The organism is Candidatus Ichthyocystis sparus (assembly GCF_900078745.1).
GTDB lineage: Bacteria > Pseudomonadota > Gammaproteobacteria > Burkholderiales > 2013Ark19i > Ichthyocystis > Ichthyocystis sparus.
Genome location: NZ_FKII01000056.1, coordinates 1 through 18,182, shown reverse-complemented (window position 1 = coordinate 18,182; position 18,182 = coordinate 1). Strand labels below are relative to the sequence as shown.

The 18,182-nt window shown below is 37.8% G+C and carries 11 protein-coding genes; all 11 read right to left on the bottom strand.

Annotated features, from left to right (window positions below):
• Nucleotides 1-162: 162 nt before the first annotated feature.
• Nucleotides 163-285 (bottom strand): hypothetical protein, encoded by a 123-nt coding sequence (locus tag A6733_RS09680; protein ID WP_278183851.1) that lies wholly within the window; start codon nt 283-285, stop codon nt 163-165.
• Between the two features lie 225 nt (nt 286-510).
• A complete protein-coding gene (locus A6733_RS05620; protein WP_092460631.1) occupies nt 511-4,605 on the bottom strand; it encodes a hypothetical protein in 4,095 nt (1,364 codons plus the stop codon).
• A gap of 319 nt (nt 4,606-4,924) precedes the next feature.
• The gene (locus tag A6733_RS09675) at nt 4,925-5,047 is read right to left on the bottom strand and encodes a hypothetical protein (RefSeq protein ID WP_278183850.1); all 123 of its coding nucleotides are present in this window, start codon (nt 5,045-5,047) and stop codon (nt 4,925-4,927) included.
• Nucleotides 5,048-5,235: 188 nt separating this feature from the next.
• Nucleotides 5,236-5,421: a hypothetical protein gene (locus A6733_RS05615; protein WP_092403616.1), complete on the bottom strand. Its 186-nt coding sequence runs from the start codon at nt 5,419-5,421 to the stop codon at nt 5,236-5,238.
• A 1,130-nt stretch (nt 5,422-6,551) separates the two neighbouring features.
• Entirely contained in the window at nt 6,552-6,695 is a 144-nt protein-coding gene (locus tag A6733_RS08970) for a hypothetical protein (RefSeq protein WP_176695548.1), read from the bottom strand.
• A gap of 105 nt (nt 6,696-6,800) precedes the next feature.
• On the bottom strand, nt 6,801-7,049 hold the full coding sequence (locus A6733_RS05605) for a hypothetical protein (protein WP_092460627.1): 249 nt from the start codon (nt 7,047-7,049) through the stop codon (nt 6,801-6,803).
• Nucleotides 7,050-7,360: 311 nt separating this feature from the next.
• Nucleotides 7,361-7,486: a hypothetical protein gene (locus A6733_RS09670; RefSeq protein ID WP_278183890.1), complete on the bottom strand. Its 126-nt coding sequence runs from the start codon at nt 7,484-7,486 to the stop codon at nt 7,361-7,363.
• 65 nt (nt 7,487-7,551) lie between these two features.
• A complete protein-coding gene (locus tag A6733_RS05600) occupies nt 7,552-9,660 on the bottom strand; it encodes a hypothetical protein (protein WP_092460624.1) in 2,109 nt (702 codons plus the stop codon).
• 2,086 nt (nt 9,661-11,746) lie between these two features.
• The gene (locus A6733_RS05590) at nt 11,747-13,849 is read right to left on the bottom strand and encodes a hypothetical protein (protein WP_092460620.1); all 2,103 of its coding nucleotides are present in this window, start codon (nt 13,847-13,849) and stop codon (nt 11,747-11,749) included.
• Nucleotides 13,850-14,176: 327 nt separating this feature from the next.
• The gene (locus A6733_RS05585) at nt 14,177-15,979 is read right to left on the bottom strand and encodes a hypothetical protein (protein WP_092460618.1); all 1,803 of its coding nucleotides are present in this window, start codon (nt 15,977-15,979) and stop codon (nt 14,177-14,179) included.
• A gap of 769 nt (nt 15,980-16,748) precedes the next feature.
• Nucleotides 16,749-18,182, bottom strand: a 1,434-nt coding sequence (locus A6733_RS08965; RefSeq protein ID WP_176696781.1) for a hypothetical protein, incomplete at its 5' end; no start/stop codon positions are given.

Sequence of the window (18,182 nt, the reverse complement as noted above, 5' to 3'; positions counted from 1 at the left end):
TCCTCTAGTAGCAATAAAGATCTTAATTTATAGATTAATGATATGGTTCAGGTTAAAATGACAATTCAAGTCTGAGATTATGAAATAGTAACCGAAGAACGATCAAGATCAATAGTACTACTTCCTGCTTTCACACCCTCAACCGCACATTTCGCACATTTACTACCACTTACTGCTGTCTTGCTTTAACTCATTGAGCGTTTTTTGTAAAACTGAGAGTACTGCTACAGGAATACCAACAACACCTAGGGCATTAATAACATCTTCACAACAAACATTACTCAATGATCTATCTTATGGATCAGATGAACTTGATGGTACTTTAATATCATTAATAACACATATAAAATCAGGACTATACTTGGAATAATAGATACGAATAGTGGATATAAATACACCTAGATATAAAACTAAATAGATGCAGTTCACTATAGTGTTCTGCACCGAATATCTTTCCCAACAAGACATTTCCCAAAACTTTCCTAGACATAAACAGTACCAACACCGCTATCAATCCAACTTATCTAGCCAATGATGATGCAGGAAAGGAGTAAACATCGGCAGCTGCTCTAATTCAAATGCAGGTGAAGATAAAGACTCGGGTAAAAGTACAGGAGAAAAAGAAGGTGCAAACAATTCATCCTCTAAAACTTCCAAATCAGAAACAACATCATCGGCAGTTGAGACTAAAACAGCATCACTAGTAATCAGAAAAGACTCACCATAAACATTTGATGCAGCAACAGACTCATCAACAAGAGGCAAATAAGATCCAGTACCTTCAGATAACGAATCAGTTTCAGGTTGAGATGATAATTCAGACTGAAGTTGCAAGTTGGAAGAAGAACTCACAAGACCTATGTTACCACTTCCTGAGGCCGTACCATCACTTGTAACTTTACTACTATTTCCTGATATCTTTCTTTTACCCATCGTACGTTTTCTTTGGAAAGCTGAAAATGCCACTATAGGAATACCAGCAATATCGAGAACATTAATAAAATCTTCACAACTAACATCTCCCAATGATCTATCTTCTAGTTCAGCAAAAACCTTATCAGCTACTCTATCCCATTCCAAGTTAAATATAGACCTCACTTCCTCACGAATATCACAATCTAGTTTCGATAAAAAATCTAGTAACCCAACCCCACTTAATGGCACCAGCATAGGATCAGAGGAACTTGATAATACCCGAATACTATCAAGGGAACGTATAAAATTGGGACGATACTTATAATGATACACACAAATGAACTTACACATAAACCTAGATAGATGCAGTTCCTTATAGGTTTTGAACCAAATAACTTTTCCACGCGCCGAAAGTTCACTACTCGCTATCGTTGAGATGTAATTTATCATAGATTGCGAGAAAGACCTTCTGGCAGATATACGAACTTCGCGAAAGATACTATAAATTAATTCAGCACTGTCCGGATGTAATTTAACACCCAGCAAATCAACACACTGAACAGACAGTGAAACACAGGAAGAAGGGGGGGAAATTGCAGCAGAAGTTATAATATTCGACTCAGAAGAAATAGGTAGTATACCAACAATGGAGGAAACAACTTCTGTCTCAGCATAAGTAGAAACAGTAACACTATCACTATCCTTGTATCTTTTTGCCACAATTTGATCAGAGAAAGATCCACCACCAGAATCTCCAACAAAAGACAGCGGAGTTAATCTGGAAGGTGGTGTACCAGAAGCCTCTCCTAATGGCAACAAAGTATCCAATTGTGACTCAGATTGATAATGCATATGGTCTAACAATTCAGTATGAGACTGAGATGGAAGTAACTGAGAACTGGAAGGGGAGGAATATGCAATATCAGTAACACTAGTTCCTGATGCCGTACAATTACCCGTTCCTTCACTTATTGCACGATTTTTACCCTTTGTACGGAATTTACTTCTTGCATATGCCGTAGCTTCTAACATTGCAGACAATGCTAATGGAGGAATATCGGCAACTTCAAGGACTTTGATAAAATCTTTACAACTAAGAGTATTCAAGGACTCTTCTTCCAGAGTAACAGAAACTTCACTCCAACAAGAGTCAAAAATAGACTTTACCCTATTACGGACTGCACAATCTAGCCTCGATAAAAAATCTAACAAGCTATCTCCATTTAATGGCACTACACCACAGTCAGGAGAATTAGATAATACTCTAATGCTAGGAAGAGCACGTATAAAACCAGGGCGATACTCGTAATGGTACTCACCAAGGCACCTGGAAACAAAATTATCTTCACACATCATCCTATAAGTAAAATACCAAATAGCTCGTCCTGTCACAGTAAGTTTGTCACTTACTCCAGATGGGAATTGTTTTATTACCATATTCTTGTAAGTACGTTTAGAGAATACATAAACTTTAAGAAAGAGACCTTCAATTACCCGAACACTATCAGGAGATAACACAACACCCAGTGAGCTCAAAACATCCGAATCAACAATAGCAACTGAAGAAGAAACAGCAATAGAAGTATCAAGTTTTCTGGCAGAAGCTTTACCTTTACTCCTGGTAGTAACCCCCTTACCTGTAGTAATAGTAACAGTGGTTGAAGTAGTAGCTGAATCAGTAGTAAGAATAGGAGCTTCAAGCAGCTGTAAATCATCGACAGAAACATCACCCTGTATGACAACATCTTTATTATCAACATTATCTGGAGTATCACTAAAATTATCTAGCCAATTGTGGTGTAGAAAAGAAGCAAATATAGGCAGTTGCTCCAACTCAAATGAAGGTGTAGATAAAGATTCAGATACAAGTAAGGTAGAAAATGAAGGCTCAGATAACTCATCTCCTAAAACTTCTAAATCAGGAACAATATCATCAGCAGTTGATACAGCAACAGACTCAGCAATAAGAGGCAAAGAAAATACAGTACCTTCTGGTAATGACTCAGGTTCAGGTTGAGATGATAGTTCAGACTGAAGTTGCAAACTGGATGAAGAACGTGCAAGATTTACGGTACCACTTCCTGAAGTAGTACCCTCACTTGTAACTTTACTACTATTTCCTAATATCTTTCTTTTACCTACCGCAAGCTGTCTTTTGGAAGCTGAAAATGCCACTACAGGGATACCAGCAACATCAAGGACATCGATAAAATCTCCACAACGAACATTACTCAATGGTATATCTTCTAGTTTAGAAAAAACTTTAAAAACTTCTCTGTCCCACTCCAAGTTAAATATAGACTCCAATTCCTTGCGAATAGCACAATCTAGCTTTGACAAAAAATCTAATAAACTACCCCCACTTAATGAAACTAACTTGTGATCAGAGGAACTTGATAATACTCTGATACTAGGAAGTGCACGCATAAAATTAGGACGGTACTTGTAGTGATAGATACAAATGCACTTAGACACAAAACTGTATAGATGCAGTTCTCTATACGTACTGAACCAAACAGCCCTACCAACCACAGAAAGTTCGCTATCCACAGACATTAGGAGACAGTTGGATATAGAATTCGAATAAGATAATTCTGCAGATTCACGAAGATCAGAAAAGAGCTTACCAATTAGTTCGGCACTATCAGTGTGCAACTTAACGCCCAGCAAACCAACATATTGAATGGACGGCGCCTCCTCAGCAACAGGACAGACAATTCCTGCCTCGGCACGAGTAAAAACAGGAATAGAAACTCTACTGCTACTCGTGTGCCTTTCTTCTACAATCGGACTAGAAGAAGATCCACTTTCTAATGATGTACACTTATCAACATCTTTACTACTTGTATGTGTCTCCGAAGATTGTGTTGTTAAATACGATAATGAAGATAATGCCATTGATGGAATACCAGCAATGTTGAGGACATCTGTAAAATCTTTACAACTAACAGCACACACGCCCCCCTCTTCTAAAACACTAAAAACTTTATCAACTGCTTCATCCCAATGAGAGTTAAAAACACTCTCCACCGTACCACGAACAGCAGAATCTAGTTTCGATAAAAAACTCAGCAACCCACCTCCACTTAATGTCTCCATATCACTGCCAGAAGAATTAGACAATACTTTAATGACAGGAAGAGAACGTATAAAACCAGGTCTGTGCTTAGCATGATACTCACAAAGACAACTATGTACAAAATTGACATCACACAACACTCTATAAGCACTATACCAAACAGTACGTCCGGTCGCCGTAAGTTTGTCACTCACACTTAATGGGAGTTGTTTGCTTATAACGCTCTTGTAAGTACGTTTAGCTAGTGCATCAACTTTAAAAAGGAGATCATTAATTATTTGAGCACTATCAGGATGTAACTTAACACCCAGTGAATCAAAAATACTAGAACCGGCAGTAAAGGAAGAAGCAGCAACAAATTCTCTGGCAGGAGCCTTGCCCTTAACCCCAGTAGCACTCATCACTTTACCTACAGAAGTAGCAATATTTGGAGCAATAGCAGCATTTGAAGTAGTAGTAGCTAAAGCAGCAGAAACTTCAATTTGCTGCAAATCACTGCCAGAAATTCCTAACTGTATACCGCCCTCTTTATTATTAACATTATCCTCACCACCACCATCTTCTAGGGCATCACTAAAAGCAGCAGCACCGGTTGCAGATACAGGACACATAACAACCCCTATGCCTATTGGTTATATTTGTTGTTTGTCATTTTAATGTCTTACCATCAACTTACAGATAAATATTATAAGAAACAAGTAAGTACAGTCATTCAACGAAAAGCATCCAAAATTATTTATGAACAGGAAGAGTAGTACATCACTACTCTTATATCCCAATTCATGAAATAACACTCACATCCCCCAAAAGTAGTAGTTACCACGCGCAAAGTCAAAGGACAGAAAAACACCGCCCGCCAGCTATGGTGGCTGGCATATAACTTAAAAAAACAAACACCGACGCTTCCGATTAATATGCAGGAAATATATCTTATAAATTTACTGCAACCACAGAGTCGGTGGGCAAAACAACCTCATTAGATATATCTGAAACATAAGATAAGCCCATATCATAAATAAATGTCGAATCTACTAGATAAGGCTCCTGCATCATACAAATTTCCTGTCACAGTAACATTAAAACTACACCAGCAACTTCAACACTACCGGGTACGAATTGCAATATTACCTCCTTACTAATTTCACTAAAAGCTCAAACTGCCAATAAATAAACACTATCCGCATATGAACGCGAAATCTCAGAGCTCCGAACAAGTGAAAAACTATTATTAACTTTAATCATTATATATTAACGGTAAACAATCTCAAAAGTTCTGTAATTTCTTCTACGGCAAATCTTCTCACCGCTCCACCAGGAATGTCAGAAGAAAAAATAGCCAAGTTATTAATTCTATCAAGATATACATTTCTAAGAATAGTGCTAACATCTACTGAAGCAGCAGCAAATAATTCATTGCGTAAAGGCATAAAGTAGAAACTCTCTCTATACTACAAAGTGCCATACATAAGAAAATGTTCTCAATACAATTACCAAAAGTTGAACAAGCATACTCATAGACAGAACACAAAAAAACATTCTCTATATCAGACAATGTACCAGAAGTAAAAGAAGGAATAATTACAGATCCAATGCCACCCATTTTCTCACACATAATATTAATATTTAACTTATCTACAAAGGTAGCAACAGTAGTAAAGGTGGCGTACAGTCTAATAGACAAACAGGCGAAGATTTGGCTTGCTCCAAATTAAAAATTGAACTTGACCAGAATAATTATCACATCCAGTACCAATGCAAGAATAAGAACCACAAACTGCAATTACAGAATTAGCCCAACTCTAACACTTCCACACTAATATGTATTTTATTATCGCAACAAAAAGCATACTAACAAGAAGGAAGAGATAACTATCGTACGTACTAATCTGATTAAGAGTAAGAGCAGAATTAAAAACTAGAAAACTTGCACTGCGCAGAAAAACCCACACGTATAACGTATATATGAAAGTGTGGGATATTTATCCTAATCTTACATAAATAAAACACTTTTCATTGACATAAGCAAAAATTACCACCATAGATATACACCAGCACAAAAATTGCAAAATCTAACATAAAAAAACAATAAAATTTAGTACAAAACGAGATATACGATCATTGTAATTTATTGATATATGAACTACCAAGTCAAAATTTGCAAATACTTACTACTATTCTAACTGCAACCAAAAATTTATCAGTTTATATTTCATCGATTAATTTAGTACTACAGTACTGCTTTATAGTATGAGTATGGCTGCATAAATACAACTTTTTCATAGCGTGCAAATTATAAATACGATAGGGATATCAATGGATACGTTGGTATAATAAACGATTAAATAGATACATTCTCTACTAAAAATTGGCCACTAAATAATGGAACTAGAATTGTAATATTTATTGAATAACATTGAATGAGAAAGGTGAAAAAAAAAGCTACATATTAGAAAGAATAGAAATCTAAACAGACAAAAAAATACGGCCTACACTTAAGCATGCAATAAACACAATTATGCAAGGCTAACAGAGGTGAACATACTTCATCTCCTAGAACTTACAACACAGAAACGACACCAACCGCTATCAATCCAACTTCTATAACCAGTGATATTGTAGGAAATACTGGAAGCTGCTCTAGCGCTTCAAAATCAGAAGCAATTATCGCAGTTGAGACCAAAATAACATCGCTATTGTTCAAAAAAGACTCACCAGAAACATTTGACTCAGCGACAGACTCAACAACAAGAGGTAAATAAGACCCAGTACCTTCGATAATGACTCAGGTTCAGGTTGATATAATAATTCAACTGAAGTTGCAAACTGGAAAAAGAACGCGCAATACCTGCGGTATCACCTCCAGAAGTCGCACCCTATTTGTAATTGTAACTGTATTACTATTTTCTGATCTCTTTCTTTTACTTAACTTACTTCTTTGGAAATCTGAAAACGCCACTACAGGAACATCAGCAACATCGATAATATTAATGACATCTTCGAAACGAACATCACTCAATGACACATTTTCTAGTTCAGCAAAAACTTTACCAGCCACTTAATCTTGCTGAGATTTAAATATAGACCTCACTTACTCACAAATACTACAATCTAGTTTCGACAAAAATCCAACAAACTACCTACACTTAATGGAATTAGCTTACAAACAAAAGAAATTGATACTATCTAATTAGGAAGTGCACTTACAAGATCAGTACGGTACTTGTAATGATAGGTACAAAGACATTTAGAAATAAAACCAGAAACAGTAAGTCTATCACTTACGACTTATGGAAATTGTTTGATTACCATATCATTGTAAATACGTCTAGAGAATACATTAACTTTAAAAAAGATATCTTCGATTATTTAATCACTCTCAGTGAGGTAGAACACATCCAGTCTTCTAGTACTCACATCCTCACCCGTAGTAGTAACAGTGGTTGAAGTAGTAGCTGAATCAGTAGCAGTAGGAAGAGCTTCAACTTGCTGCAAATCACCTGCATAAGCACCACCCTGTATGACTCCCTCTTTACTACCAACAATATCATCACCTTTATCTATAGCATATCACTAGAACCATCTAGCCAATGGTGGTGCAGAAAATCAGGAAACATCGGCATCTGCTCCAACTCAAGCGAAGGTGAGGATTCAGGTACAAGTACAGGCGAAGAAAGCGCAGATGATTCATCCACTAAAACTTCAGGATCAGGAGAAACATCACCAGCAGTTGAGACTAATAAAACATCACTGGCAGTCAAAAAACATTCACCAGAAACATTTGACGCAGCAACAGAATCAACAACAAGCGGCAACAAAGAAGGCGCGTATAATTCATCCACTGAAACTTCCAAAACAGGAGCAATATCACCAACATTTGAGACTAAATCATCACTGGCAGTCAAAAAATACTCGCTAGAAACATTTAACGCAGCAACAGAATCAACAGCATGGGGCAACAAAGATCCAGCACCTTCAGATAATGATTCAGATTCAGGTTGACATGGTAATTTAGATTGAAGATGAGAACCGGAAGAAGAACTCACAAGATCTGTGGTGCCATCCTCTAAAGCAGTACTTTCACATGTAACTTTATTACTATTTTCTAATTTCTTTCTTTTACTCAACGTATCTCTTTGGGATGCTGAAAATGCCACTGCAGGAATACCAGCAGTATCAAGGACACCAATAATATCTTCACAACTAGTATCACTCAATGATACATCTCCTAGTCTAGCAAAAATTTTACCAGCTACTTCATCCCACTGAGGGTCAAACATAGACTTTACTTCCACACGAATAGCACTATCTAGTTTCGACAAAAAATCCAACAAACTACGTCCACTTAATGGAACTAGCTTACAATCAGAGGAACTTGATACTATTCTAATGTTAGGAAGTTCACGTATAAGATTAGGACGGTACTTGTAATGATAGGCACAAAGACACTTAAAAATAAGACTAGATAGATACAACTCCCTATAAGTCATGCACCAAATAGCTCGCCCAACAGGCGAAAGCTCGCCGCTCGCAGTCGCTAAGAGATGGTTTAGAGTAGAACCAGATAAAGACATCCTTACAGATTCACGAAGACAACAAAAGACCTTATAAACTAGCTCTGCACTGCCAGGATGAAACTTAAAACCCAGCAAATCAACACATTTAATAGGTAGGTCCTCCCCAACAACAGAACAAATACCTCCTGTCTCGGCATGAGTGGAAACAGTAACGCAACCACTACTGCTACTCATGTGTCCTTCTTCTAAAATCGCACTAGAAGAAGATCCACCTCCCGATGCAGTCGTACATTTATCAATATCTTTACTACTTGTACGTATTCTCGAAGATCTTTTTTTTCTTAAATGCTTTGCTGAAGATGATGCAATTAAGGGAACACCAGCAATCTCAAGGACATCGATAAAATCTTCACAACTCACATCAACTAAGGACCCCTCTTCTACAGCAAAAACCTTAACACTTGCTTCATCCCAATGAGAGTTAAAAACACTCCCCACCATACCAAGAACAGTGGAATCTAGTTTCGATAAAAAACTCAGCAACTTATCCCCACTTAATGTCTCCACATCACGACCAGAATTAGACAGTACCTTAGTGTCAGGAAGAGAGCGTATAAAATCAGGTCTATGCTTATAATGATACTCACGAAGGCACATGTGTACAAAATTAACCTCACACAATACCCTATAAGTATTACACCAAATAGTACGTCCAACCGCCATAAGTTCGTCACTCAGGTTCGACGGAAATTGTTTTTTTATAATACTCCTGCAAATACATCCAGCCAGTACATAAACTCTAAGGAGAAGACCTTTAACTATTTCAGCACTATCAGGATGTAACTCAGCGCCCAGTGATTCAAAAACAGCAGAAACGGCAGTAAAATCTGAGGCAGCAACAGATTTTCTTCTTCTAGCAGATTTTCTTTTTCTGACAGAAGCCCCACCACTAGCACCCCCCCCCTCACGCACAGTAATATCAACATTTGAAGCGGTAGCAGCTAAAGGAGCGGGAGGAGCTTCAATCTGCCGCAAATCACTACCAGAAACGCCCGCCTGCACTACGCCGCTCTCTCCGATGCACTCTTTGTTATCACCACCGCTCTCTGAGGCATTGAAGGCAGCAGCACCGGTTGCAGATACAGGACACATAACAACCTCTATACTTATTAATTTTATTTATTAATTATTGTTTATTGTTTATTGTTTATTGTTTCAACACTCTATCATCAGACCACACATCAACATTACAAGAAAGAAGTAAGCACAACTACACAACTAAATTCATACAAAATCACTAACAGTAAGAGTAATACATAACTACCATTGCAACCCAATTCACGAAACAGCCCCTAAGGGGGCATTTATCGCGCACAAAGGTAAAGTCAAAAGACGACACCATCGGCTCCATGATAACTTGCATGTAGCTTAAAAAAAACAAACATTTACATCCAACAAACAACTACTAGTTGCATAAATTAAGTATTATAATACAATGCTTTATGTATCAGTTGATGCATTGTTTAACTAGACAAGTAAGTGTAAATTAATGTGATGCTGTAGTAAAAATGCCATCGATAGCAAACACCAGCAAATGTTTTGAGTTAGAAACATAGGATAAATTCAAGTAATACGAATATAAGACTCACACATACACCAACATAAAACAACTTGTTGTATAGCGTATCTATCATGCATAATACTAAACACTCGTATGGATATTTTAAAATATTACCTGGAACACTTAAAACCTAGAATTCAATAAATAAAGTCAAATACCGATCAAAGTTACGCGTCGTACGATGACTTTTCATCTTACACAAAAATCATACAAACCTAACAAGAATTTATCATATGCAGCATAAATATTTAATATGTCTTTCTGCATACAAGTATCGTGGTAGATGATAACCTCCATTAAGTCAGCACAAGGATATTTACGATTGACTACTCCTCTGTTACAACCACCTATTACCTGAGCACTACCACCATGTAAGTAAGATACATACACTCCTACCAACTGTTATAGAAACACCTGATTAACTAGCAAATAGCAACAAAGGTAGCAGCATCCGATTAAGTGCCATCAGCCTGGATCTCATGTACTCCAATCTCGATAACAATACCGAAAATCGCAGAACTACTAACCTTTATATATGTAGCAAAAAAAGATAAAAGTTCGGGAGCGTAATATTCCATAATAAGTAAAAGAAGGAACAACCAGGACCAATATCATCCACTATCTCACAACTAATATTTACCTTGCCTACATAGGCAACAGCAATAATACAGGCAACAATAGTAGCAGTACAGTCTAATACACAAACAGACAAAGCTTTGGCTCTATAAAAATTAAAAATTTAATCTGATCAGAATAATTATCACATTCATCACTAACACAAGAATAATAATCACAAACTCCAAGTACATAATTCATATTCAACCTCTAATACATCTACACTAACATGTGTTTTGTTATCACAAAAAAACCTACAACAAGAAATGGGCAATAACTACCGTACGTATGCAACACTCTAATGAAGAAGCATCAAAAAACTAGAAAATTTGCACGAAATAGAAAAATATATACGTATCTATTAAAGGATTGGATATTTATCCCAATTTTGCAGAAATAAAAAAACTTTTTCATTGTTATAACTAAAAATTACTACCATTAGTACAGACTAGAACAGTTCTAAAATCGCAAAATCTAACATAAAAAATAATAAAATTTAGTTTATATAAAATATAGGTATACAATTATTGTCATTTATTAAGAATATGATCTACCCAGTCAAAACAGCAAATACCTACTACTCCAACTGCAACCAAAAACTTATCTTTTATCCATCAATTTAGCACCACTCTATATTATGGGTATGATTATAATAAGTACAACTTTTTCATAATGTGAAAATTATAAATTCGATAAAAATAACAATCAGTATGTTGGTATAAAAAAATGATTAGATAAATGCATTAGTAGCTAAAGATTGCAGTTGTAATATTTATTGAATAAGAAAGGTGGAAAAAATAAAGAACTGCAATAAAGATAAAAAACTACCTATGGAAATCTAAATGAGCGCGGGCAAAAAACACAACCTATAAAACACAAAAAAGAGTAATAATAAAAAAACAACCACATGTACTCAACGAACGCACAAAGTTATGCAATGCTGACGGAGGAGAAGGCGGACCATCCCCTACTAAAACTCCCACAACACTATACCAACCGCTGTTAATCCAACTTCTCTAGCCAATGGTGGTGCGGGAGAGGAGGAAAAACCGGCATTTGATCCAACTCAAACGAAGGTGACAAAGATTCAGGTATAAGCCCAGGCGAAAATGATGGTACAGGAGGCAGTTCATATCCTAAAACTCCCAAATCAGAAACAGCATCAGCAGCAGTTGAGAGTAGTAAAACATCACTAGCAATCAAAGATTCGCTAGAAACGTTTGACGAGGCAACAGAATCAACAACAAGAGGAATCAAAGATCCAACACCTCCAGGTAATGACTCAGGTTCAGGTTGAGGTGACAATTCAAACTTAAGTTGCGAACTGGAAGAAGAACTTACAGTACCTGTGGTTCCATCTTCTGAAGTCGTACCTTCACCTGTAACTTTATCACTATTTTCTGATATCTCTCCTCCACCCACCGTACCATGTCCTAAAACTTCTTCCGAATCAGAAACATTTGACGCAGGTTCAGGTAATGACTCAGGTTCAGGTAATAATGGTTCAGGTTGAGATGATAATTCATGCTGAAGCTGCAAATTGGGATAAGGACTCACAGTACCTGTGGTTCCATCTTCTGAAGTCGTACCTTCACCCGTAACTTTATCACTATTTTCTGGCATCTTCCTTTTACCTAGCGTACGTAATTGATAATATGAAAGTGCCACTACAGGAATACCAGCAACATTGAGGACATTAACAAAATCTCTACAACTAACATCACTCAATGATCCATCCTCTAGTTTGGAAGAAACTCTAGCGACTTCCCTACCCCACTCTAAGTTGAACATAGCACTCACGTCATCACGAATAGCACAATCTAGCTTCGATAAAAAACCCGACAAACTACCTCCACTTAATGGAACTAGCTCACAACCAGAGGAAGAGGAATTTGATAATACCCTAATACTAGGGAGTGAATTTATAAAATCGGGGCGGCACTTGTAGTAATAGATACTAAGACACTTAGACATAAAACTATACAGATGCAACTCCCTATAAGTTGAACACCAAATGGCCCGCTCAACCAATGGAAGTTCGCCATCCACTATCATTAGGAGGTAGTTAAGTATAGAGTTCGAATAAGACCTTTTTGCAGATTCACGAAAATCAGAAAAGAGCTTATAAACCATCCCAGCACTACCAGGATGTAACTTAACGCCCAACAAATCAACACATTGAACGTGCCCTGCCTCACCAACAGTAGTACAAATAATTCCTGTCCCAGCATGAGCAGAAGTAGGAACAGAAACGCCACTGCTGCTCGTGGGTCTTTCCTCCGTAATTGATACACTAGAAGGCCCTTCTCCCGATGCCGCACACCTATTAACACCTTTACTACTTTTGCGTATTCTCGAAGATTGTGTTCTTAAACGAGATAATGAGGACGATGCAACTGATGGAGCACCAGCAATGTGAAGAACACAGATAAAATCTTTACAACTGACACCATCCAAAGCCCCCTGTTCTAAAGCACCAAAAACCTTACCAACTGCTTTATCCCAATGACAGCTAAAAATACCGTCCATAATACCACGGATAGTAGAATCTAGCTTGGATAAAAAACTCATCAACATAACACCAGCTAATGTCTCCAAACCACTACCAGAATCAGACAATACCTTGATTTCAGGAAGAAGACGTATAAAAGCAGGTCTGAGATTAGCATGATACTTACGAAGGCATCTGTGCACAAAATCAACCTCACACAATGCCCTATAAGTACCATACCAAATGGTCCGTCCGGTCACAGTAAGTTTGTCACTCGTGCTTGATGGAAACTGTTTGCTCATAACAGTATCTAAAATACCTTTAGCTATTAAATCAAATTCAAAAAAGAAAACATCAACTACCCGAGCACTATCAGGATGTAACCTAATTCCCAGCGAACCCAAAAAAGCAGAACTGGCAGCAATAAGGGCTGAAGCAGCACTACCCCTAGCACCCACGCCCTTACGCACAGCAGCAACATCCGAAGCCGGAGCAGAAACATCAATCTGCTGCAAATCACTACCGGAAATACCTACCTGTACGACACCACCTTCACCACCGCTATCCGGAACATCACTAAAAGCGGCAGCACTGGTTGTAGCTGCAGGATACATAACAATCCCCATGCTTATTGGTTATATTTATTATTTACTTGTTATCCTAACGTCTTATCATAAACTTACGCACCAGCATCACGAACAGCAACACGTTACCACACCATTATCGTATCCCAATTCATGAGGTAACGCCCACACATCCCACAAAAGCAGCGGTTACCACACACGCAGGCATGGGCAAATGTAAAAAACCAACCGCCTGACAAAGTAGTTTATATTGCATATAATTTAAAAAAAACAGATATTTACACACAATAAGTACTACTAATTATATAAATCCAGTACATTTAAGTAACACCACAACATTAGAGAGTGGCAGATACGCTATCGATGTGTATCTCTATAACAAAGCAATTTAACAAATCTATAAGAAGATTGATCAGAACCATCCTCTAATAACAACAAAGGTCTTAATTTTCCCTCAGATTGAGGAGGTGGATTAGGTAATGATTCAGTTTCAGACGATGGTAACTCAGACTGAAATTGTGAAATAGAGGTAGCCGAAGAACTAGTAAGACCACTAGCACTAGCACTAGCACTAGCACTAGCACTAGCACTAGCTCCTGACTTTGCACCCTCAAGCGTACGTTTACCACTACCTCCCGACGCCTTGCTTTTACTCATTGAATATCTTTCTGAAACTGAAAGTGCTTCCACAGGAATACCAGCAATATCGAGGACATTAATAACATCTTCACAACAAACATCACTCAATGAACCACCATCTAGCCCAGAAAAAATTGAACTAGCCACTTCATCCCAATACGAGACAAACATAGACTCCACAAACCCACGAATAGTACAATCTAGTCTCGATAAAAAATTTAGTAGACTACCCCCACTTAATGTAACCAAACTACAATCAGAAGGACCTGATAGTACCCTAATGTCAGAAAGCTTGCGTATAAAATTAGGACGGTACTTGGAATGATATATACAAAGACACCTAGATATTAAACCAAATAGATGCAGTTCCCTATAGGTTCTGCACCAAATAGCTTTCCCAACCTCAGGAAGTCTACTATTCACAATCTCTGATAGGTAATTAGCTATCGAACGAGAACAAGATGTTTTGGCAGATTTATTAATGTCAGAAAAGAGCTTACAAATCATTCTAGCACTATCAGGATGTAATTTAACATCCAGCAAGTCAACACATTGAACAGATGATGAAACACAAGAGGAAGAAGCCTCAATTGTAGAAGAAGGTAGATTACTATTCTCAGCAGAAATAGACGATGAGGAAGATGTACTAGAATCCTCCACCAATGCCCCCCTACTCCTACCAGTACCCTTACTAACTGTGTACATTGCAGAGTGTGCTGCCAACAATGCAGCTGCAGGAACACCAGCAATGTCTAGGACATCAGCAAAATCTTTACAAACAACTGAACTCAAGGACCCATCTTCCAGAGTGCTAAGAGTGCTATCAACTACTTGGCTCCAAGCATAGTTAAAAATAGACTCCACCTTAGTACGTACAGCACAATCTAATCTAGATAAAAAATTTAGCAAACCATCTCCAGCTAATGATACTGCATCACTGCCAGAAGAACTAGACAGTAATCTAATTCTAGGAAGAGCACGTATAAAACCAGGACGATGCTTAGAATGGTATTCACGAAGGCACATGGATACAAAGCTAGCCTCACACATTACCCTGTAAGTCCCGTGCCAAATGGCTCGTCCAGTTGCTGTAAGTTTGCCGCTAATATCAGGTGGGAGTTGGTTGGCTACTATATCCTCGTAAATACGTCTAGCAAATACATCGACTTTAAGAAAGAGACTATCAATTATTTGAGCACCCTCAAGAGGTGCCATAATACCTAGTAAATCAAAAACACCGCCATCAGCAGTAAAGTCTGAAGAAGAAACACCAGCTTCGGTGGTACAACGCCTTTGGAAAGAAGACCCACCTCTTCCATTAGTACTCACCCCCTCATCCACCGCAACAGCTATATTTGAAGTAACATCAGACGAAGCAGTAGCAAAATGACCTTCAGACTTCTGCACATCACCACCAGAAATACTAGCCTGTACAGCAGCACCCTCTCTACTATCACCATCACCTCCACCCTCTGCGGCATCACTAAAAGCAGCAGCACTGGTTACAGATATGGGATACATAACAATCTCCATAATTATTGATTATATGTTTACTATTTATTATCTTAAGATTCTACCATCCAATCACACACTAACACCACAAGAGAGAAGCAAGTACAATCACCCAACAAAACGCATACAACGTCACTAACATAAATATTAATACGTCACTGCTTTTACAATCCAATTCATGAAACAACAATCACATCCCACAAGAGTAGTAGTTACCACGCACAAAGGCGAAGTAAAAATACACTACCCATCAACCATTAATTAATCATTATTTAACTAAACAAGTGTGCATTAATTAAATGTATGCAAAAATAAGACCGACATCAAACATCAACAAATGGTTTATGTTAAAAATAGCAAGACAAATTTAAGTAATACGGATAACGGATTCAAGCCATACACATGTACTAAAATTTATGTATAACAGTCCATCATATACAATACCAAACACTCGTCACTCGTATAATAAACATATTACCTGTAACACTTAAGATCTGGGTTAGTTCAATAAATAAAGACAAATACCGATCAAAGTTATATGTCGTACAGTACCTTTATATTTGACAAAAAACCATATATAACCTTGGCGCGTACGTATCATGTGCAGAATAAATATAAAATGTGGAAAAAAACAAAAAAGTGCCTATGAAAATCTAAATGAATGCGGGTAAAAAGTACAACCTACATCTGAGCATGCAAAAGACACAAAAAAGAATAATCAGAGACGAAGGTAAACCATCTCCTAAAGCTCACAACACATAAACAGCACCAACCGCTGTCAGTCTAACTTCTCTAGCCAATGGTGGTGTAGGAAAGGAGGAGGCATCAGAACTTGCTCCAACTCAAGCGAAGGTGGAAGCAAAGATTCAGGTATAAGTTCAGGCGAGAATGAGGGTGCAAGTAATTCACCCTCTAAAACTTCCAAATTAGAAACAGCACCATCATCAGTTGAAGCTAATAGATCATCACTAGGAGTCAAAAAAGATTCGCCAGAAACACTTGTCGCAGCAACATTAGGCAACGAAGATCCACCTTCAAGTGAACCAGGTTCAGGCCGAGACGACAATTCAGACTGAAGCTGCAAACCTGAAGAAGAACCTACAGAACCTGTGTTACCATCTTCTGAAGTAGTACCTTCACTTGTAACTTTACTACTATTTTCTGATATCTTTCTTTTACCTACCCTGCGTCTTTGGAAGTATGAAAATGCCACAGCAGGAACACCAGCAACATCGAGGACATTAACAAAATCTCCACAACTAACGTCGATCAATGATCCACCTTCTACAAAAACTTTGCCAGCTAATTTATCCCAATGAGATATAAATACAGACTTCGCTTCATCAAGAATAGCAACATCTAGTTTCGATAAAAAACCTAATAAACTACCTCCACTCAATGGAACTAACTTACAATCAGAGGAACTTGACAATACTCTAATACTGGGAAGTAAACGTATAAAATCAGGACGATACTTGTAGTGGTAGATACAAAGAAACCTGAATATAAAACTACATAGATGCAATTCCCTGTAAGTTTTGCACCAAATGGCTCGCCCAACCAACGAAAGTTCGCTATTAATAGTCGTCAAGAGGTGGTTTAGTATAGAACTAGAATAAGACATCTTTGCAGATTCACGTATACCAGAAAAGAGCCCATAAATTGATTTGGTACTATCGGGATGAACCCTAACACCCAGCAAATCAACACATTGAATGGGCGATAACCCATCAACAGTGGCACAAACGACTCCCGCCCCAGCACAAGCACCACCAGTATCCATTTCTTCTGCAGTCATACTAGAAGAAGGTCCACCTCCTGATGCTGTACTCTCATCAATATCTTCATTACTTGTATGTGTTCTCAAAGATTGTGTTTTTGAACGCGATACTAAAGATGATGCCACTAAGGGAACGCCAGCAATGTCGAGGACATCTTTAAAATCTTTACAACTAACATCATCCAAGGACCCTTCTTCTAGAGCACTAAAAACCTTACCAACTACCCTATCCCAATTAGAGTTAAAAATACGCTCCACCATACCACGAACAGCAGAATCTAGTTTCGATAAAAAACTCAGCAACACATCTCCACTTAACATCTCCACATCACTGCCAGAGGAATTAGATAACACTTTAATGTCAGAAAGAGAACGTATAAAACCAGGTCTGTGCTTAGCATGATACTCACGAAGGCATCTGTGTACAAAACC